The organism is Microbacterium sp. LBN7, assembly GCF_045690345.1.
In the GTDB taxonomy this organism is placed as follows: domain Bacteria; phylum Actinomycetota; class Actinomycetes; order Actinomycetales; family Microbacteriaceae; genus Microbacterium.
The window spans coordinates 1970211-1989550 of record NZ_CP147856.1 but is presented as its reverse complement, the minus strand read 5'-3'; the positions used below and the strand labels follow the sequence as shown (position 1 = coordinate 1989550).

At 68.3% G+C, this 19340-nt stretch carries 21 protein-coding genes and 1 tRNA gene; 8 read left to right on the top strand and 14 right to left on the bottom strand.

What is annotated here, in order from left to right; all coding sequences use genetic code 11:
* The first annotated feature begins 88 nt into the window (after window positions 1-88).
* Window positions 89-880, top strand: coding sequence for an SDR family NAD(P)-dependent oxidoreductase (locus tag LBN7_RS09535; protein WP_407361712.1), 792 nt, complete (start codon window positions 89-91; stop codon window positions 878-880).
* A gap of 88 nt (window positions 881-968) precedes the next feature.
* Entirely contained in the window at window positions 969-1391 is a 423-nt protein-coding gene (locus LBN7_RS09530) for an NUDIX hydrolase (RefSeq protein ID WP_407361659.1), read from the top strand.
* Between the two features lie 55 nt (window positions 1392-1446).
* Here the strand turns inward: LBN7_RS09530 and LBN7_RS09525 are convergent, their stop codons facing one another.
* Window positions 1447-1902: an aminoacyl-tRNA deacylase gene (locus LBN7_RS09525; RefSeq protein WP_207769890.1), complete on the bottom strand. Its 456-nt coding sequence runs from the start codon at window positions 1900-1902 to the stop codon at window positions 1447-1449.
* A 56-nt stretch (window positions 1903-1958) separates the two neighbouring features.
* Window positions 1959-2465 carry a DNA helicase gene (locus tag LBN7_RS09520; RefSeq protein WP_116633322.1) on the bottom strand — a complete coding sequence of 169 codons (507 nt, stop codon included), beginning with the start codon at window positions 2463-2465 and terminating at the stop codon, window positions 1959-1961.
* A 173-nt stretch (window positions 2466-2638) separates the two neighbouring features.
* Between LBN7_RS09520 and LBN7_RS09515 the strand changes: the two genes are divergently transcribed.
* A complete protein-coding gene (locus tag LBN7_RS09515; RefSeq protein WP_116633321.1) occupies window positions 2639-3196 on the top strand; it encodes a peptidylprolyl isomerase in 558 nt (185 codons plus the stop codon).
* 21 nt (window positions 3197-3217) lie between these two features.
* Window positions 3218-4117, top strand: coding sequence for a rhomboid family intramembrane serine protease (locus LBN7_RS09510; protein ID WP_407361658.1), 900 nt, complete (start codon window positions 3218-3220; stop codon window positions 4115-4117).
* Window positions 4118-4407: 290 nt separating this feature from the next.
* Here the strand turns inward: LBN7_RS09510 and LBN7_RS09505 are convergent, their stop codons facing one another.
* Window positions 4408-4647, bottom strand: a complete 240-nt coding sequence (locus LBN7_RS09505; RefSeq protein WP_116633319.1) for a cell division protein CrgA — start codon at window positions 4645-4647, stop codon at window positions 4408-4410.
* Between the two features lie 78 nt (window positions 4648-4725).
* Between LBN7_RS09505 and LBN7_RS09500 the strand changes: the two genes are divergently transcribed.
* Genes LBN7_RS09500 through LBN7_RS09490 form a run of 3 tightly spaced genes read left to right on the top strand, consistent with a single transcriptional unit; the run spans window position 4726 to window position 6333 of the window.
* On the top strand, window positions 4726-5520 hold the full coding sequence (locus LBN7_RS09500; protein ID WP_116633318.1) for a class E sortase: 795 nt from the start codon (window positions 4726-4728) through the stop codon (window positions 5518-5520).
* Between the two features lie 28 nt (window positions 5521-5548).
* Entirely contained in the window at window positions 5549-5704 is a 156-nt protein-coding gene (locus tag LBN7_RS09495) for a hypothetical protein (protein WP_407361657.1), read from the top strand.
* Window positions 5701-6333, top strand: a complete 633-nt coding sequence (locus tag LBN7_RS09490) for an anthranilate synthase component II (protein WP_407361656.1) — start codon at window positions 5701-5703, stop codon at window positions 6331-6333. Before LBN7_RS09495 ends, LBN7_RS09490 begins: the two co-directional genes overlap by 4 nt.
* A gap of 91 nt (window positions 6334-6424) precedes the next feature.
* On the opposite strand, the gene pknB is transcribed toward LBN7_RS09490, so the two are convergent.
* From pknB to LBN7_RS09455, 7 genes are read right to left on the bottom strand one after another with little or no spacing between them, the layout of a single operon-like run.
* Complete coding sequence (gene pknB / locus LBN7_RS09485) at window positions 6425-8137, bottom strand: Stk1 family PASTA domain-containing Ser/Thr kinase (RefSeq protein ID WP_407361655.1); 1713 nt, start codon at window positions 8135-8137, stop codon at window positions 6425-6427.
* Between the two features lie 43 nt (window positions 8138-8180).
* Entirely contained in the window at window positions 8181-9917 is a 1737-nt protein-coding gene (locus LBN7_RS09480; RefSeq protein ID WP_407361654.1) for a protein kinase domain-containing protein, read from the bottom strand.
* The gene (locus LBN7_RS09475) at window positions 9914-11368 is read right to left on the bottom strand and encodes a penicillin-binding transpeptidase domain-containing protein (protein WP_341946923.1); all 1455 of its coding nucleotides are present in this window, start codon (window positions 11366-11368) and stop codon (window positions 9914-9916) included. Before LBN7_RS09475 ends, LBN7_RS09480 begins: the two co-directional genes overlap by 4 nt.
* Before the next feature lies 1 nt (window position 11369).
* Window positions 11370-12755 carry an FtsW/RodA/SpoVE family cell cycle protein gene (locus LBN7_RS09470; protein WP_407361653.1) on the bottom strand — a complete coding sequence of 462 codons (1386 nt, stop codon included), beginning with the start codon at window positions 12753-12755 and terminating at the stop codon, window positions 11370-11372.
* Window positions 12752-14071, bottom strand: coding sequence for a PP2C family serine/threonine-protein phosphatase (locus LBN7_RS09465; protein ID WP_116633312.1), 1320 nt, complete (start codon window positions 14069-14071; stop codon window positions 12752-12754). Before LBN7_RS09465 ends, LBN7_RS09470 begins: the two co-directional genes overlap by 4 nt.
* A 7-nt stretch (window positions 14072-14078) precedes the next feature.
* On the bottom strand, window positions 14079-14603 hold the full coding sequence (locus LBN7_RS09460; protein WP_116633311.1) for an FHA domain-containing protein: 525 nt from the start codon (window positions 14601-14603) through the stop codon (window positions 14079-14081).
* Window positions 14600-15316 (bottom strand): DUF3662 and FHA domain-containing protein, encoded by a 717-nt coding sequence (locus LBN7_RS09455; RefSeq protein WP_116633310.1) that lies wholly within the window; start codon window positions 15314-15316, stop codon window positions 14600-14602. Before LBN7_RS09455 ends, LBN7_RS09460 begins: the two co-directional genes overlap by 4 nt.
* Window positions 15317-15461: 145 nt before the next feature.
* Here LBN7_RS09455 and LBN7_RS09450 point away from each other — a divergent pair.
* Window positions 15462-15544 (top strand) — tRNA-Leu (locus tag LBN7_RS09450).
* 137 nt (window positions 15545-15681) lie between these two features.
* Here the strand turns inward: LBN7_RS09450 and LBN7_RS09445 are convergent.
* From LBN7_RS09445 to LBN7_RS09430, 4 genes are all read right to left on the bottom strand, one after another.
* A complete protein-coding gene (locus LBN7_RS09445) occupies window positions 15682-16551 on the bottom strand; it encodes a transporter substrate-binding domain-containing protein (protein ID WP_407361652.1) in 870 nt (289 codons plus the stop codon).
* Window positions 16552-16680: 129 nt separating this feature from the next.
* Window positions 16681-17532, bottom strand: coding sequence for a helix-turn-helix domain-containing protein (locus LBN7_RS09440; RefSeq protein ID WP_407361651.1), 852 nt, complete (start codon window positions 17530-17532; stop codon window positions 16681-16683).
* Window positions 17529-18332, bottom strand: a complete 804-nt coding sequence (locus tag LBN7_RS09435) for an amino acid ABC transporter ATP-binding protein (protein WP_407361650.1) — start codon at window positions 18330-18332, stop codon at window positions 17529-17531. The genes LBN7_RS09440 and LBN7_RS09435 overlap by 4 nt, the downstream gene beginning before the upstream one ends.
* Window positions 18329-19246, bottom strand: coding sequence for an amino acid ABC transporter permease (locus tag LBN7_RS09430; protein WP_407361649.1), 918 nt, complete (start codon window positions 19244-19246; stop codon window positions 18329-18331). Before LBN7_RS09430 ends, LBN7_RS09435 begins: the two co-directional genes overlap by 4 nt.
* Window positions 19247-19340: the final 94 nt, after the last annotated feature.

The window sequence follows — 19340 nt, the reverse complement described above, 5'->3', positions numbered from 1 at the left end:
ACTTGCGTAAGCAAGTGAAACGGGCGTATATTGACTTTCCTAAGCAAGTAAAACGACGATGCGTGGGCATCGAGGAACGGGAGTGGTCATGGACATGGGTCTGCAGGGGAAGTCGGCGTTCATCAGCGGTTCGAGTCAGGGGATCGGCTATGCGGTCGCGTCCGCGCTCGCCGCAGAGGGCGTCGCGGTCACGATCAACGGACGCGACGCGGCGCGGGTCGACGCCGCGGTGGCACGACTGCGCGGCGAGCACCCGACGGCCACCGTGTCGGGAGTGGCAGCGGACTTCTCGAAGCCCGAGGAGGTGACTGCGCTGATGGACGCGGTCGGCGATGTCGACATCCTGATCAACAACGTGGGGCTCTTCGGCCTCGCCGAGTTCGCCGCCGTCGCCGATGACGAGTGGCAGCGGTACTTCGACGTCAACGTGATGAGCGGCGTGCGGCTCTCCCGACGGATGCTCGGCGGGATGATCGAGCGCGGCTGGGGACGGATCATCTTCCTCAGCAGCGAGTCCGGGGTCAACGTGCCGGCGGACATGGTGCACTACGGCGTCACCAAGGCGGCGATGATCGCGCTGGGGAACGGCCTCGCCAAGCTCACCCGCGGCACGGCGGTCACGGTCAACACCGTCCTCGGCGGACCCACCTACTCCGACGGCGTGGCGGCCACGGTCGCGGCGGTCGCCGAAGCGCAGGCGATGCCCGCCGAGGCCATGAAGCAGGCCATCATCGGGCAGAACCGCACCACGCTGCTGGAGCGGTTCATCGAGCCTGCCGAGATCGCGAACATGGTCACGTACCTGGCGAGCCCTCGTGCGTCGGCGACCAACGGCGCCGCGCTGCGGGCAGACAGCGGAGTCCTGACCGCGATGCTCTGAGCCCGGATCCGAGCATCCTGTGAGTCGGACGCCTCGTCGTCCGACTCACGGTCGGGCCCTGTCTCACGCGGCGGATAGGGTGAGTGGCATGGACCTGCGTGTCGCGGCATACGCGGTCGTCGCCGATGACGACGGCCGGCTGCTGCTCGCGCGCTGGACCGAGGGCCGCCGCGTGGCGTGGACGATGCCCGGCGGCGGGCTCGAGCCCGGTGAGGCGCCGGAGGATGCCGTGCGGCGAGAGCTCCGCGAAGAGACCGGCTACTCGGTCAAGGTCGGCGAGCTGCTCGGCATCCACTCCCGGGTGATCCCCGCCAGCCGGCGCGTGCACAAGGCCGCCGTGCCCCTGCACACCCTGCGCATCGTCTACCGCGCCGAGGTCACCGGCGGGAAGCTCACCTTCGAGGCCGACGGGTCCACGGACATGGCCGAGTGGTTCCCGCTGAAGGCGGTCGCCGAACTGCAGCGGGTGAAGCTCGTCGACATCGCGCTGCGGATGGCCGGCATCCTCTGACCCGGCTCTGGGTCCCTGACGCGACCCAAGATCGCTCAGCGACCCATCCCCGCGATCAGCGCTCTTCCGGCACCGAGATGTCGGCGACCGTCGCGCCGTAGGCGGCGATCAGGTCGTCTGCCTCGACGAAGAGGCTGAAGCCGTGCGCGCCGGCACCCATGGCGATGCGCTGACCGACGATCGTCTCGTCCGCGTACACGGGCCAGTCGGTGGTGCTGCCGATCGGTACGATCGTCCCGCGTTCGTAGCCCGTCGCTGCGAGGGCCAGCTCGGGTTCGGGAAGGCGCAGCTTGTTGACGCCGACCAGCGCGCGCAGCTTCGGCCAGGAGATCGAGCGACCACCGGGCACCAGCGCGAACAGGTACGTGTCGTCCGACCGCTTCACCACGAGGGTCTTGACGATCCCCGACGGATCGATGCCGAGCAGCTCGGCGGCTTCGAACAGGCTGTTCGCCGCGGGCCGCTCGCGGATGTCGATGGTCAGGCCGCGAGCGGCCGCCGCATCCCGCACCCGGGCATGCTGATCCCCTCCGGCACCCGAGGCGACGGAGGGGAGATCAGGCGAGGTCACGCGTCCGGCGCGGAGAGCGGGTCGTCCGCGACCCAGAGCTCGTCGTCGGCGCGGAGTGCCTGCCAGGCGGCGTAGAGCACGCCGACGGCGGCTGCGGCGCCGAGGATGATCGCGACGACCGAACCGAGCCCGGGGCCCGACTTCTGCTTCTTGCCGAACGCTCCGCGGGGTGCCGGGGCAGCGACGCCGTGACGCTTGGCGTTCGCGTAGTCCCACGCGGTGAGAGCGCTGCCGACGACACCGCCGACGATCGGGACGACCTTGTCGTCGACGACGTGACGGCCGATCTTCACGCCCTGGTCGACGACGGGGGCGACGCGACGGTTGTACGTGTCCTGAACGACGGGGAGCACCTGCTCGCGACCGAGGCTGCCGAGCTGACGGCTCGCCTCACGGGCGACGTCTGCGGCGTGGCCGACGACGACCTGCTGCGACTCCCAGAGCTGGGTGGCTTCCTTCTGCAGACGACGCAGTTCCTTCTTCCGCTTGCGGCTGAGGCTCACGATGTTCTCCTGTCCATTGCAGTGCGGGTTCCCCATCTTGCCAGACGAGGCTGGGTGGGAGTCGGGAAATTGCGTCCCCTTGCCAACGGACGAGCCGAGCGGTAGCGTACGTGCCCCGCCGCGGGCGCGCCGTGAACGGGCGAACTCACCGGAAGCTCTGCGAGAATGGGCACATGGCTCACGCTTCCCACGTCGCAACTCTGCACACCAACCACGGTGACATCGTCATCAACCTCTTCGGCGACCACGCTCCGAAGACGGTCAAGAACTTCGTCGGCCTGGCCGACGGGTCCCAGGAGTGGACGCACCCCGCCACCGGCAAGCCGGGCGAGGGCGCTCTCTACAAGGACGTCATCTTCCACCGCATCATCCCCAACTTCATGATCCAGGGCGGCGACCCGCTCGGACAGGGCGTCGGCGGTCCCGGATACAACTTCGACGACGAGATCAACATGGAGCTCGACTTCAACGAGCCCTACATCCTCGCGATGGCGAACGCCGGCCTCCGCCGCAACGCCATCACCGGCAAGCCCGAGGGCACCAACGGCTCGCAGTTCTTCATCACCACCGACCCGACCCCGTGGCTGCAGGGCAAGCACACGATCTTCGGCGCCGTCGCGGATGACGCCTCCAAGGCCGTCGTCGACGCCATCGCCGCCGTTCCGACCGCGGCGGGCGACCGCCCGATCGAGCCGGTCGTGCTGCAGTCGATCGACATCGTCGCGGCCTGACGACAGCTGCGGCCGATCCGGATGACGACGCCTGAGTTCGCGGACAACCGCGACAACTTCTGCTACCGGCATCCGGGTCGGCAGAGCTTCGTGCTCTGCCAGCGCTGCCTCCGCACGATCTGCCCCGAGTGCCAGACGCAGGCACCCGTCGGCGTGATCTGCCCGGAGTGCATGAAGGAGCAGCAGAAGAATCGCACCCCCGCGCAGAAGCGCGCGCAGCGACGCTGGGGCGCGAGGAGCTCCAGCACGACGATGACGCTCGCCCGCAGCGGCAGGCCTCTCGTCACCTACATCCTGCTCGCCGTCACCTCGTTCATCGGCCTGGTGCAGCTCATCCCCGGCATCGGGCGTGAGATCACCAGCACCCTGCTCTTCGCCGCACCGTATCTCTATCCGAACCTCTTCGCCCTGCCCTTCGAGCCCTGGCGGCTGCTGACCGCGATGTTCGTGCACGGCGGCTTCATCCACCTGGCGCTGAACATGCTCGCCCTGTGGATGCTGGGGCAGAGCCTCGAGCCCATGCTCGGCCGCGCCCGCTTCCTCGCGCTGTATCTGATCAGCGGTCTGGGCGGGTCCGTCGCGGTTGCGGTCATCGCCCCGGGAACGTCGACGGTCGGTGCGTCCGGCGCGATCTTCGGTCTCATGGCGGCGCTGCTGATCATCGGCCGTCACATCGGCGCCAACGTCACCGGGCTCCTGGTCATCCTCGGCATCAACCTGGTCTACGGGTTCGTGTTCTCGCAGAACATCGCCTGGCAGGCGCACCTCGGCGGGCTCGTGATCGGTGCGCTGATCGCCTTCATCTTCACCCGCACCAAGCGCCGAGAACAGCGCGTCTGGCAGATCGTGCTGCTCGCCGCCGTCACGGTGCTGTTGATCGTGGTCGTGGCCTTCGTGCCGCCGCTGATCCTTCTGGCCTGATCCACGCGTGTCGACAGGGTGAACGACCCTGTGAATAACACCGGTGTAATTCTCCCCAGGCTGTGCACAAGGCTGTGGATAACTTCTTGGGGGGACGGTCGCAGACGGATTCCCTTCGTTCGCAGAGCGGGTTCCCTCCCGCTTCGCGGGCCCCTCCCGATGCTCACTCCCGGGATTCCGCCTGCGACCTTCGGTCGGACGTGGCCGCCTTATTCGACGCCGACTCGAGGCAGGGGAAACGAAAGGCCCCTCGCGATGCGAGGGGCCATTCGGAAGAACTCGGAGGCGGGTCAGCGCCAGCGGGTGGTCATGAGGAACCCGATGAGAGCGATGCCGAGGCCGATGGCCAGATTCCAGTTGTCGAGTCCCGGGATCGGGAACTGCATGCCGGAGATGTAGAACACGAGGATCCATGCGAGGCCGAGCAGCATGAAGCCGATCATCACCGGCTTGAACCACACGGCGTTGGGAGCTGCCTCGCCTTCGGCGCGCTCGACGGCGGGTTCTTCGGTCTTACGCTCACGTGCCATGCCGACATTCTACCCATGACGCCTATCCCGCACCCAGACCTTCGTCCGGCGGCCAGCTGCGGACGATAAGATCGCGCCATGACTGCATCCGTCGTGCCTGGGGGGCGACGCCCGCGACGCGAGCGCCCGCGCTCCCGCGCGACCTTCGCGAGCGTTCTCGGCGAGCTCCTGCTCACCGCCGGCGTCGTCGTGCTGCTGTTCGTCGCGTGGCAGATGTGGATCGGCGACATCATCATCAGCGCGCAGAAGAACGACGAGGGTGCCGCGATGTCGCAGCAGCTCGCGCAGGGCGAGGCCCCCGAGCCGCCCCCGCTGATCGAGACCGACGACGGTGCGACGGTGTACCAGGCTCCGATCCCCGCGGCCCCGGCCGACGGCGAGTGGTTCGCCCAGATGCACATCCCGCGCTTCGGTGCCGACTACAACTTCGGGATCTGGGGCGGCACCAGCAGAGCGGGCACGCTCGACCAGCTGGGGATCGGCGTCTACAAGAACTCCAAGATGCCGGGCGAGGCCGGGAACTTCTCGATGGCCGGTCACCGCACCACCTGGGGCAAGCCGTTCAACCAGCTCGACAAGCTGCAGCTGAACGACGCGATCGTCGTCGAGACGGCCGACGGCTGGTACACCTACCGGTTCCGGAACCTCGAGTACGTCACGCCGACCCAGACCGACGTGCTGGCCGACGTGCCTCAGATGCCCGAGCAGCAGACCGGCGAACAGTACATCACGCTCACGGCCTGCTCCCCGCTGTACTCGCTCGCCGAGCGCATCGTCGCCTACGGGGTGTTCGAGAGCTTCCAGCCGCGGGCCGAAGGCCCGCCTCCTGCCCTCACCGACCCGCCGCCGCCCCCGGCCGCACCGTCGATCTGACCATGGCCGCCTCCGAGGGAGAAGACTGATGTACTCCGCACTCTGGCGCCTGCTCCCCGGTCCCTGGTGGGTGCGGGTGATCATCCTGCTCTTCGTGATCGCCGCCGTGCTCTACGGGCTGTTCTGGTACGTGTTCCCCTGGGTGAGCCCGCTCATCACGCCGGGCGAGGTCGACGTCGAATGACGCGAGTCCTCGTGGTCGACAACCACGACAGCTTCGTGCACACCCTGGTCGGGTACCTTCACGAGCTGGGCGCCGACACCACGATGATCGAGTCGGATGCGACGGATGCCGACGCCCTCGAGCAGCTTCTCCCCGGATTCGATGCGGTGCTGCTCTCGCCAGGGCCCGGCACCCCCGCCGACGCCGGGGCCTCGATGGATGCGGTCCGCGTGGCGATGCGCCTGCGGATGCCGCTGCTCGGCGTCTGCCTCGGCCATCAGGCGATCGGCGAGGTGTTCGGCACGGCGGTGACCGAGGCTCCGGAGCTCATGCACGGCATGGTCTCGGCCGTGGCTCATGACGGATCCGCGCTCTTCGCCGGCATCCCCTCTCCGTTCGACGCCGGGCGCTACCACTCGCTGTCGCTCGCGGCATCCGCTCTTCCGGCCGACGTGGTCGTGACCGCGTGGACGGAGACCGGCACCGTGATGGGTCTGGCACACCGCGACCTCCCGATCCACGGCGTGCAGTTCCACCCCGAGAGCGTGCTCACCGAGGGCGGCTACCGACTCCTCGCGAACTGGCTCGAGATGTGCGGGGACACGGATGCCGTGGCGCTCTCCGAACACCTGCATCCGCTCTCGCGCTGACGTGCGCCGAGCGCGCTTCGACAGGCTCAAGGCCCTTCGACAGGCTCAGGGACCTTCGATAGGCTCCGGGACCCAGGGCGTGTGCGACGCCCTACGGTCCGGTGCAGAACCGGAGTTCGACCGCTGAGCCGATGGGCACGTCACCCGGTGCGACCGACATGGAATGGACGGTCGCCGGCTTCGTGGCCGGGCAGTCCGCCGCCTCCACGGGCGTGGGGGTGAGTCCGAGATCGGTGAGGTTCGTCGAGGCGGCATCCACCGTCCAGCCGGTGAGGTCCGTCAGCGTGACCTTCCCGCTCGCGACGACCAGGTCGACGACGGTCCCCGGAGGAACCTCCGCGTCGGCTGCCTGACTGGCCATCATCACGGTGTCGGCCTTCGTGCCCTTGTCGTTGCGCTGCACCACCGTGCCGAGTTGGAGACCCGCATCGGCCAGGGCCTTCTTCGCATCGGTGAGCGCCATGCCCTCCAGCTGCGGGACGACGACGACATCCTCGCCGGATGACACGTAGAGCGTGACGGCCGTGCGCGCCTCGACGGCGACGCCGGCTTCCGGATCGGTGCGGATGACGTTCCCCTCGGCGATCTCCGAGCTCGACTCGATCACGATGGTCGAGGTGAGATCGAGCGCCGCGAGGTCGTCCTGCGCCCGCTCGGACGAGACGTTCACGAGGTCGGGGACGACCTTCGAGGAGCTGGGCACCTCGGGAGGACGCATGCTGATCGTGACGACCCAGAACAGCACCGAGGCCAGCAGCACGGCGAGCAGGGCGACGCCGGCCCAGATCCACGCGACCGGAGGGCCGGACTGCGTGCGGGCCATCGTCGTGTCAGTGCTGAGCTGACGCAGCGAGCGCGCCGTCTCCTGCGCCTGGCGAGGGCTCGGACCGTAGAGCTCGCTGGTCAGCGCGCCGACCTGCTTGCGCGTGGGAGCGGCCCCGGTGAGCGCGGAGTCCAGTGCCGTGCGGAAGTGCGCGGCATCCGGGAACCGCTGGTACGGATCCTTCGCGAGGGCTCGCAGGACGATCGGGTCGAGTGCGCCCGGTGCGTCTTCGTTGACCTCGGTCGGCGGGACCGGCGTCTCGCTGACGTGCTGGTAGGCGACGGCCACGGGGGACTCGCCGCGGAACGGCTGTCGTCCCGTGAGCAGCTCGTACAGGACGACACCGGTCGAGTACAGGTCGGCGCGCGCGTCGACCGGCTCGCCCTTCGCCTGCTCGGGCGAGAAGTACGCGGCCGTGCCGATGATCTGCGTGGTCTCGGCGACCGTCGACGAGGAGTCGGAGACGGCTCGGGCGATGCCGAAGTCCATCACCTTGACCTGGCCCTTGTCGGTGACCATCACGTTGCCGGGCTTGATGTCGCGGTGCACGACGCCTGCCCGGTGCGAGTAGTCGAGGGCTTCGAGGATGCCGTCGACGTAGCGGACGGCGTCGTCGACGGGCACGGGTCCCCGGGCGATGATGTCCTTCAGCAGGGTTCCGCTGATGAGCTCCATCACGATGTAGGGCGGATCCTCATCCGCCTGGGTCGCTGAGCCTGTCGAATGCGCGCTCGAGGAGGGGTCGCCGGCATCGAAGACGCGCACGATCGACGGGTGCGCCATGCGCGACGCCGCCTGCGCCTCGAGACGGAACCGGGTGCGGAACGCCGTGTCACGGGCCAGGTCGGGGTCGAGGATCTTGATCGCGACGGCGCGACCGAGCGTCAAGTCGTATCCGCGGTAGACCTTCGCCATGCCGCCGTGCCCGATGAGCTCGTCGACGCGGTACCTACCCGCGAGAACGCGCGGCTCTGTGGACACGGAATACCCCCCTTGGAACGACGATGACTGAGCTGGAACTAGGCTACCCGGCGGCTCCGCCGTCGCCGTCACCCTCGCCGTCCCCGCCCGGGGCCGTGATCGTGACCGACAGCGGGGGCGACGCGTCAGAGGTGCGCTGATCGCCGCCGGAGCACATGCCCTGGTAGGTCACGATGAGCTGCTGGCCCGCGGCATCCGCCACCTTGATCTGCGTGTTGCGCTGCGTCGGCTGGAAGGTGGGGCCGCCCGACACGAACGTGCCGTTCTGCACCGAGACGACGTAGCCCGAGAGGGTGGAGCCGCTCGGGCAGGTGAAGCCAGTGCCCCACGCGACCGTCACGGTGCCTCCGGCGACCGGGTCACCCGTGATCGTGGGGGCATCCGTCGGCGTGGGCAGGGCGGTGCGAGCCGCGTAGACCGTGAGCACGATCGGCGTGGTGGTGAGCACGTTGCCCGAAGGCGCCACGTTGTAGACCTTGCCGACCTCGCCGTCGCTCGGAGCCGGGTCGCCGTCGACGCACGTGATGTCGCTGACGAATCCGGCGCCCGTGAGCGTCGCGGTCGCGCCGCCGCAGTCCATGCCGCCGAGGTTCAGCGCGGTCACATCGACACGCGTCTCCTTGGGCGTCGGTGGCGGGGTGGGCGTGGGTGTCTTGCTCGGCGGCGCCGAGGTCGTCGGCGACCCCGTCGGGTCGGCGTTCGGGTCACCCTGCTGCGACAGCGCCCAGATGGTGCCGCCGAGCACGATCACGAGCAGCGCGATCAGGGCGATCAGCGGCCACGTCCACGGGCTGCGCTTCTTCTTCTCCTCCGCCGCTTCCTCGGTGGGGAGCTGGGCGGTGGTCGGGAGGATGCGGGTGGCGCCCTCATCACCGGTGGCGGACAGCATCCGGGTCGCGTCGTCGTTCCCCGCGATCCCGCCGGTGGCGATCGCCGGCACGGCGATCGCTGCGGAGTTCAGGTCACCGCGACGCAGGGCCTGCGCGGCACGCGCCACGGTCGCCGAGGACGACGGCCGGTCGGACGGCTTCTTGGCGATCATCGCCATGACGAGGTTCTGCACCGGGATCGGCACGGTCGGCGGCAGCGGCGGAGGCTGCTCGTTGATCTGCGCCATCGCGATCGCGACCTGCGATTCGCCCGTGAACGGACGCTTGCCCGCGAGGCACTCGTACGCCACGATGCCGAGCGAGTACGTGTCGGTCGCGGGGGACGCCGGGTGGCCCGACGCCTGCTCCGGCGACAGGTACTGCACGGTGCCCATGACCTGACCGGTCGCGGTCAGCGGCACCTGGTCGGCGATGCGCGCGATGCCGAAGTCGGTGATCTTGACGCGGCCGTCGGGCGTGATCAGCAGGTTGCCCGGCTTGATGTCGCGGTGCACGAGACCGGCGGCGTGCGCGGCCTGCAGAGCGGATGCCGTCTGGGCGACGATGTCGAGCGTCTTGTCGGCGCTCAGCGCGCCGTCGCGCTCGAGCACGGTCGACAGCGCCTCACCGGGCACGAGCTCCATGACGAGGTACGCGCTGCCGTTCTCCTCGCCGTAGTCGAACACGCTGGCGATGCCCTCGTGGTTGACGAGAGCCGCGTGCCGCGCCTCGGCGCGGAATCGCTCGAGGAACCCGGGGTCCCCCATGTACTCGTCCTTGAGGATCTTGATCGCGACGGTACGTCCGATGACGTGATCCGTCGCCTCCCACACCTCGCCCATGCCGCCGATCGCGATTCGCGACTGCAGCTCGTAGCGACCACCGAACGACACACCCTGCGTCGGTCTCATCTGCCCAGCACCGCCTCTATGACCTTCTTCGCAATCGGAGCGGCGATGGTGTCGCCGCTTCCGGACTGCCCTTGTCCGCCGCCGTCTTCGACGACGACCGCTACTGCGACCGCGGGGTCGTCCGCCGGTGCGAAACCGGTGAACCACAACGTGTGCGGCCTGTTTCCGTTCTCTGCCGTCCCGGTCTTACCCGCCACGTCGATCCCGTCTATTCTTGCACCCTGCGCGGCGCCGTTTGAGACGCTCGCGACCATGGATGCGGTGATCTGGTCGGCCGTCTCCGCTTCCATCGCCCGGCCGAACTCGCTGTTCTCGAACGAGCGGATGACCGAGAGGTCGTTGCCGATCACGGCGTCGACCATCTGCGGGTTCATGACGACCCCGTCGTTGGCGATGCCGGCGGCCAGCATGGCGATCTGCAGCGGCGTCGCGGTGACCTGGCCCTGCCCGAATCCGGAGAGTGCGGTCTGCGCGTCGTCGAGGGCCCGAGGGTAGCTCGACGGCGTGGACTCGAGCGGCGTCGAGAAGCTCTTGTTGAAACCGAACTTCTCCGCCATCTCGCGGATCCGGTCGTCGCCCAGCTCGACGGCGAGCTCCGCCATCGGGATGTTGCAGCTCAAGCGGATAGCCTCGGCGATCGTGACCGTGTCGCCGGACCCGCAGGTTCCGCCCCAGGCGTTGGACACCGTGTTGGAGGATCCGGGGAGCGTGTAACGGGAGGGGTTCGGCAGGGTCGAGTCGGGTGTCCACTCCCCGCTCGCGTACGCGGCGGCGGCGGTGATGAGCTTGAACGTCGAGCCCGGAGGGTTCAGGTCGCCCCGGAGCGCGCGGTTGGAGAGCGGCTTGGTGGGATCGGACTCGAGCTGGTCGTAGGTCGCGTTGGCGGCATCCGCATCGTGCGAGGCCAGCAGGTTCGTGTCGAAGCCCGGAGTCGAGACCATGGCCAGGATGCGCCCGGTCGCCGGCTCGATCGCGATGACCGCGCCCTGGTAGCCCTGGAGTGCGTCGTAGGCGGCCTGCTGTGCGGCGGTGTTCAGCGACAGCTCCACGCTGAAGCCGCGCTGCGGCTGGCCGGAGAGGATGCGCTCGACCTCGGCGAGGAAGGCGTTCGAGCCGGTTCCGGAGAGGTCGGCGTTCATCGCCTCCTCGATGCCGGTCGCGGAGCCGAGCGCCGGGTTGAACCACCCGGTCACCGGCTCCCACATCGGCGCGTCGGAGTAGACCCGCTGGAACTGGTACTGGTCGTCGCTCGGGACCGAGGTCGCGATCGCGGCGCCGTCGACGATGATCGATCCGCGCTGGATCTCGTAGCTGTCCAGGCGCGTGCGCTTGTTGTGGCTGTTCTGGGCGAGGCTGTCGGCCTCGACGACCTGGATCCAGCTGCTCGCGGCGAACAGCGCGATGAACATGAACAGCATCACGATGCTGAGGCGGCGGAGCTCTTTTGTCATGTCAGCCGATCACCACCCGGGGCTGGCGGCGCACGCCGTCGGAGATGCGCAGCAGGAGCGCCACGATGAGCCAGTTCGCGACGAGCGACGAGCCGCCGGCCGCGAGGAACGGCGTCGTGAGACCGGTCAGCGGGATGATGCGCGTCACGCCGCCGACCATGATGAACACCTGCAGCGCGATCGTGAACGACAGCCCGGTGGCGAGGAGCTTGCCGAAGTCGTCCTGACCGGCGAGACCGATGCGCATGCCGCGGCTGACGAACACCATATAGAGGCAGAGGATCGCGAACAGCCCGATCAGGCCGAGCTCTTCGCCGAGGCTCGTGATGATGTAGTCGCTGTGCGCGAGCGGTGTGATCTCGGGGCGGCCCTGACCCCAGCCGGTGCCGATGAGGCCGCCGCGGGCGAGTCCGAACAGGCCCTGCATGGGCTGGTAGCCGGCGCCGTCGGGGTCGACCTGCGAGGAGTCGAACAGGAAAAGCCAGTTGATGAAGCGTCCCTGCACGTAGCTGAGGATCTGGGTGGCGAGGGCGACGCCGGCGACCACGAGGGTCAGACCGATGAGCACCCAGCTCGTCTTGCCCGTCGCGACGTACAGCATCGCGACGAACATGCCGAAGATGAGGGTTCCGGTGCCGAGGTCGCGCTGGAAGATGATGATGCCGAGCGAGATGACCCAGACGACCAGCACCGGCCCGAGTTCGCGCATGCGCGGCCAGGTGATGCCGAGCACGCGCTTGCCCACCGACGTGAGGCTCTCGCGGGTGCGCACCAGGTAGCCGGCGAAGAAGATCGCGAGGGCGATCTTGGCCAGCTCACCGGGCTGGAAGGCGAAGACGCCGCCGAGCGAGACCCACACGGCCGCGTTCGCGTCGTCGATGCGCAGGCCCGGCACGAAGGGCAGCAGGAGCAGCACGATGCCGGTGAGGCCGAAGATGTAGGTGTAGCGGAACAGGACGCGGTAGTTGCGCAGCAGGATGACCACGGCGATCGCGCCGACGAGCGAGATCGCCGTCCAGGCGAGCTGCTTGGTCGAGTAGGCGTCCCAGCCCGTGTTCGCCTTCGCGATGTCGATGCGGTAGATCATCGCGATGCCGATGCCGCTGAGCAGGGTCGCGATCGGCACGACGAACGGGTCGGCGTCGGCGGCCACGACGCGCAGCACGAAGTGCAGGGCGAAGGCGAGCACCGCGAGTCCGCCACCGATCGCGAGCACGACCGGGTCGATCACGCCGAGTGCGCCGAGCTGGACGAGGGTCAGCGCCGCACCGCTGATCGCGCACGCGAAGAGCAGCAGCCAGAACTCGCGGTTGCGCTGCGTCTGCGGCATCCGGATGCGCTTGAGGGCCTTGATGACGCTGGTGTCGGCGGCGACGTCGGTGCTCATCCCTCACCTCCGCCGGCGGGTGTCTCTTCCGGAGTCGGGACGGGCGTGGGCAGCGGAGTCGGGAGGGGCGTCTGCTCGATGGCGTTCGCGTCGGCGCCGGCGCGCAGACGGTCGACGATGGCCATCGCGTCGGCGAGCGAGCGGGCCGTGATCGTGCGCTCGACGGATGCCCGCTGGTACGGGGGCAGGTTCGCCAGGAGGATGTCGGTGTCTTCGAGCGGGGTCGACAGCGTGATCGGACCGATGTTCTGCTGCACGCCCTGGAAGATCACGACGCTGTCGTCGTCGGCGCCGATGAAGTACCGCGTCTGCGTCCAGCTGTAGGCCGCGAACGCGGCGACACCGAGCATCACGAGGACGACGAGGACTCCCGCGATCCAGCCGAGGCGGCGGCGCTTGGCGCGACGACGATCCTCCTCGATGAGCTCTTCGAGGTACTCGGGGGCCGGCTCGAAGTGGCTGGGCTCGTTGGCGGCCTGACGCACCGGGTGCAGCCAGTTGCCGCGCGTCGGGCGCACGGGCGGCACGTAGACGCCGGACGGGTTCGACGCCGAGCCGACGACGGTCGCGGTGCCGGTGTGGATCGGATGCTGTCCGCCGACGTCGACCAGCACGATCGTGACGTTGTCGGGGGCGCCGCCGTCGAGGGCCTGCTTGAGCAGGTTGTCGGCCGTGCGCCCGGGGGCGAGGCCGAGCTGCATCGCCTTGAGGATGTGGGCCTCGTCGACCACGCCGGACAGGCCGTCGGAGCAGAGCAGCCAGCGGTCGCCGGGCTGCGTGTGCATGACGAACATGTCGAGCTCGGGGTCGGAGTCCATGTCGCTCAGCACGCGCATGAGCACCGAGCGGCGCGGGTGGTAGCGGGCTTCTTCCGGCGTGATGCGACCGGAGTCGACCAGGCGCTGCACGAAGGTGTGGTCGGCCGTGATCTGGGTCAGCGCGTCGTCGCGGTAGAGGTAGATGCGCGAGTCGCCGATGTGGCCGATGACCGCGTATTCGTCGACCATGATGATCGCGCTGAGCGTGGTGCCGAGGCCGGCGAGCTCCGGTCGGTCCTTCGCGGCGCGGATGAGATCGCCCGCTGCGGTGGTCGCCGCCGCCTGGAGAGACGCCTGCGCGTCTTCGGTGGACGCGTAGGGCTGGTCGAGGGGCTCGAGGCGGTGGATCGCGATGCTCGAGGCGACGTCGCCTCCGGCGTGGCCGCCCATGCCGTCGGCGACGACGAACAGGTTCGCTCCGGAGTAGCCGGAGTCCTGGTTGTTGGAGCGGACCTTCCCGGTGTGGGAGATCGCGACGCTCGAGCCTTCGAAGACCATGCCGGGGTCAGGCTCGCAGCTCGAAGGTCGTGGCGCCCACCTTGATCGGGGTGCCGAGCGAGAGGTTGACGGGTCCGCCGGTCACGCGCTGGCCGGCGACGAAGGTGCCGTTCGTGGAATCGAGGTCCTGGATCGCCCAGGCGTCGCCCCGGAGCATGAGGCGCGCATGATGGCTCGACGTGTAGTCGTCGCGGATCACGAGCGCCGATTCGCTCGAGCGGCCGATCGTCATCGAGTCGGCGCCGAGAGGGAGCTCGAGGCCCGTCTTCGGTCCGGAGGTGATGACCAGGCGCTTCGCTGTCGCGATCGTCGCGGGTCCCGTCGACGGCTTCGCGGATGCCGGACGAGCCGCCGCCGCGGGCTTCGCCGGAGCGACCGGAGCGGATGCCGCGCCGGCGGTCGCCTCGGCGGGAAGCTTGCGCACCTTCACGCCGAACAGGTCGGCGCGCAGCGAGTACACGACGCCGAACACGAAGAACCACAGGACGATGAGGAACCCGACGCGCAGCAGGAGGAGGATCAGTTCGCTCATCCGAAGCCTCCGAATGCGCGGGTGGAGTCGTCGGTCGGGCGAGACGGCGCCGACACGGGGACGATCTTGAACACCAGGTCGGTGCGGCCGATCGTGATCGTGGTGTCGGAGGGGAGCGCGGCTTCGCGGAGCTTCTGGCCGTTGACCTTGGTGCCGTTCGTGGAGCCCAGGTCGCGCATCATGGCGCGCTCGCCGTCCCAGAGGATCTCGACGTGCTTGCGGCTCGAACCGGCATCCGCGATGGTGATGTCGGCATCCGAACCACGCCCGATCACGGTGCGGGCGCGCGAGAGCGAGTGGCGACGGCCGTCGACGTCGACGACGGCCTGCCAGCTGACGCGGCCTTCGACCGTCCCGGAGTCGACGCGGACCGTGCCGGTGGCGACCTTGTCGTCGGCCTCGAGGCTGATCGAGAGCGGCCCGGAGAAGCTGTAGCCCTGGGACTTGGCGTGCTTGTTCAGCAGCGCGTGCAGCTCTTCGGTGAGGGCTCCACCGAGGCTCCGCATGCGCTCGGCGTCGTCGGTGCTCAGACGCACCACGAAGCTGTTGGGCGCGATGATGCGGTCGCGGCTGACGACTGCCGCTTTCGTGTCTGCTTCACGACGGACCGCCGAAGCGATCTCCACGGGCTGGATGCCGCTACGGAAGGTCTTCGCGAACGCGCTGTTGACTGCGCGTTCGAGACCCTTCTCAAAGCTGTCAAGTAGTCCCACTGGGCTCCTCTGGCATGCTGACCGGTAGGGACATCGTAGCCAGGTGACCTGGGGGAACGCCGCCGATGACGGTTTCCGGGTGTGCGAAGAGGCCGAAATCGCGTGATATCCTCGGGAAGTTGAGTTCTTCGGAACGAGACCACTCGCGCGAGTGGCGGAATGGTAGACGCGCTGGCTTCAGGTGCCAGTGTCCGTAAGGACGTGGGGGTTCAAGTCCCCCCTCGCGCACAGACGAGAAAGAGCCGTGCCCAGTGGGTCCGGCTCTTTCTCTTTGTAGGCGCGAGTGAGGCTTCTTTGTGATCAGCCCCACCGGCGCGGAGGCTCTGTGCGGGACGCTCTCCGTTCGCTGAGCCTGAGATCGACGACTACTTCTGAAGGTTGATCCCCGGCTCCGCGGGCTCGATGCCGTAGTCGGCGAAGATCTCGGTCGTCTTGCCGCTCTCGTACAGTGCGGTCATGGCCGCCAGCACGGCGTCGATCAGCTCCTTCTTCGACGAGTTCATCATGCTTCCCACGTAGAAGCCGCCATCGAAAGGCTCTCCGACCAGCGCCCGATTCGATCCCTCGCTGACCGCGTACTCGGCGGCGGGAACGCTCTGGATCCCGAAGTCGGTACGACCGGACTCCAGTGCCAGTTCGGCATCCTGCTGCGTCGGGTACTCGGTGATCATCAGCGGTTCCTTCCCTGCGGCCCTGCACTGCTCAGCGAGGGCCTGCGCGTAGGTGACATCCGTGGTTCCGCGGATCGTCGCGACGGACATTCCGCACGCATCCAGTTGCGATGTGAACTCGTCCGCGCGGTCGCCGGTCGTGATCAGGGTCGCCTGTTCCTTCATGAAGTCGACGAACGTGCCCGCCGCCTGGCGCTCGGTCGTGTCGTACAGGCTGCCGCCGAAGATGTCGTAGCGACCGGCCGCCACACCGGTGATGCCGCCCTCCCACGCGACCGGGACGTACTCGACCTTCACGCCGAGCTCGTCGGCGACGGCATCAAGGAGGTCCTTCGTGATGCCGCGGACGGGGACGTTGTCCTCATCCGCGATGTAGTACGGCGGATCGGGCAGCACGAGTCCGACGGTGAGGGTTCCCGGAGTGATGAGCTCGGACAGCCCAGGATCTTCGTCGCTGTCTGCGGGCGGAGTCGCACCGGAATCGCTGCACCCGACGAGGGCCAAGGCGAGGGCTGCGGTCAGGGCCGTGGTGGCGGTCAGAGCAAGGCGGGCACGAGTGTTCATTCAGGACTCCTTCGTACTGATGAGGCGGACGATGCCAGCGTAGGAACGGGGACCCACCGCAGACGATGTACCCACCCCGGGAGGACTGGCACATTTCGCGGGGCTGCGAGCCCGATGCGAGCAGCGGATTCAGGCAGCGGAGTCGTGGCTGCGGTGCAGGTCGCGGAAGCGCGAGGGGGTCACGCCGGCCTCGCGCCGGAAGAATCGCGAGAAGTAGGAGGCGTCGTCGAAGCCGAGCTCGCGCGCGATCTGCGCGCAGCTGAAGTCCGAGCGGGCGAGCAGGCGCTGCGCCTCGTGGAGGACGGCTTCTCGGAGGATCTCTCCCGGAGGGCGGCCGGTCGCTGCGGAGACGACCTCGCTGAGATGCCCCGGAGTGACCGAGAGCTCGCGAGCGCACTCCGCCACGGTACGGAGCGATCCGTGGCTCTGACGCACGAACTGCTCGAACTGCGCGGCCAGCCCTTCGTTCGCGACGCCGGGTGCGACGAACCGTCGGCAGAGCACCAGCAGCGCCGTGAGGAGGCTGCGAATGGCCAGTTCATGTCCTGGCGCGCGTTGCTGCTGTTCCATCTCGAGCTGCGCGAGAAGCCCTTCGATGCGGGCAGCCGAAGTCGGGTCTGGGTGCCACTTGCCGGAAAGAGGGGTCCAGTCGCCCGGCCCGCCTCTTCCCAGTAGCAGCTCGGTGCGGAACAGAACGAGGGCGCCATCGGTCTCGACATCGCCTCGCACCCAGTGATGCAGCTGACCGGCGCCGACGATGAACAGATCGCCGGGTTCGGCCGTGTGCTCCTGGAAGTCGATGACGTGTCCGCCGGAACCGGCACGCAGCCAGGCGAGCTCGACGAAGTCATGACGGTGCGGTGTGTAGGCATCACGACCCGGACCCTGGGTGCGAAAGTCCGCGAGCAGGAACAGACCGCCGGCCGCTGCCATCGTGGCGTCGATGGAGTGTATCGGAGGGCGACCCTGCGCGATCGTCATGGTTGCGGTTCTGATGCGGGGGCCAGGGGCGACAGTGTTCCCGTGCTGCGCAGGAAGGACGCGGTACGCGGCGATGTCGGGCGCGAGAGCACCTGGGCCGCCGGGCCCTGCTCCACGATCACGCCGCCTTCCATGAACACAACCGTATCCGCTACCTCCTTGGCGAAGGCGATCTCGTGGGTCACGACCAGCATCGTCATTCCGGCATCCGCCAGTGAGCGCATCACCTGCAGAACGTCGCCGACGAGTTCGGGATCGAGGGCCGAGGTCGGCTCGTCGAAAAGCATCACCGAGGGGTTCATGGCCAGCGCGCGGGCGATCGCGACGCGCTGCTGCTGACCTCCGGACAATTGAGCGGGGTGCTTGTCCGCATGCTGGCGCAGGCCGACACGGTCGAGGAGCGTCCTGGCGTTCTTCCCAGCCTCGCGGCGTGGCTGCCGCAGCACCGTCACGGGGCCGATCATCACGTTCTCCAGAGCGGTGAGGTGCGGGAACAGGTTGAACTGCTGGAACACCATTCCCATTCGGCGTCTGATGCGGCTGGTCTGCCGATCGCCGGTCTCGACGAGATGTTCCCCGTCGACCGCGTACCCCACGAGCTCACCGTCCACCAGGACGATCCCGGCGTCGAGAGGTTCGAGGTGGTTGATGCAGCGGAGGAGGGTCGACTTGCCTCCGCCTGATGGGCCGATGATGCAGATGACCTCACCGGGTGCGACGTCGAGATCGATGGAGTCGAGGATCGTGTTGCCGTGGAACGCCTTGCGCAGACCGCGCAGCGTCAGTGCGTCGCCAGTCACAGGACCACCTCGTTCGCGATGACCACGCGGCGTCTCGATCCATCGACGGATCTCTCGAGGAAGTACTGGCCGATGCTCGCCACCGTGACGAGCATCAGGTACCAGAGCGAGGCGACGACCAGGAGCGGGATCACCTGGTAGTTCTGACCGTAGATCTGTTGGGCCTGCGTCATGAGGTCGCCGCCACCGATGACCGAGACGATCGAGGTCGCCTTGAGGATGTCGATGAACTGGTTGCCGAGCGGCGGCAGGATAACGCGGACCGCCTGCGGGATCACGATCCGGAACTGCGCTCCGAGGCTCGTCATCCCGAGGGCCTTCGCCGCATCCGTCTGTCCGGTGGGCACGGCGAGGAATCCGCCGCGGACGACCTCCGCCATGTAGGCGGCCGTGTGCAGGACGAGTCCGATCAGCGCGGCGAGGAACGGGGTGATGATCGCGTTCGTGTCGCCGCCGATGACCAGCCCCCAGGCGGGGATGCGGACGCCGATGAACGGCAGCAGCAGTGCGAGGTTGAACCAGAAGACCAGCTGGACGAGGAGCGGCGTCCCGCGGAAGATCCAGACGTAGCCGGCCACGATCACGGTCAGCACCGGGTTCCCCGCCTGGCGCATGACCGCGAGGATGACTCCCAGCAGAAGTCCGATCGTGAACGTCAGCACGGTGAACACGACCGTGAGGAGGACTCCGCTGAGGATACGAGGGTTCAAGAGGTATTCGGCGACGATCGGCCAGCTCAGCGCGGGGGCGGTGATGACCGTCCACCCGATGCCGAAGACGATGGCGCCCAGAGCAATCGCCGGCACCCACCGGCTGAGGATGCGGGGCTTGCGGCGAAGCGGCAGGCGGATGAGGCGCTCGAGATCGGCGAGAGGGCGCTGCGCGTCATCGGACAGCACGTTCGGTGTGGTCATGCCGATCATTCTCACGCGAGTCATGCGTCGGTGGCGAAGGTACCCCGCGCGGGTACCAGGACAGGCGATGGAAGTCCCTGGCCGCACGATCGAC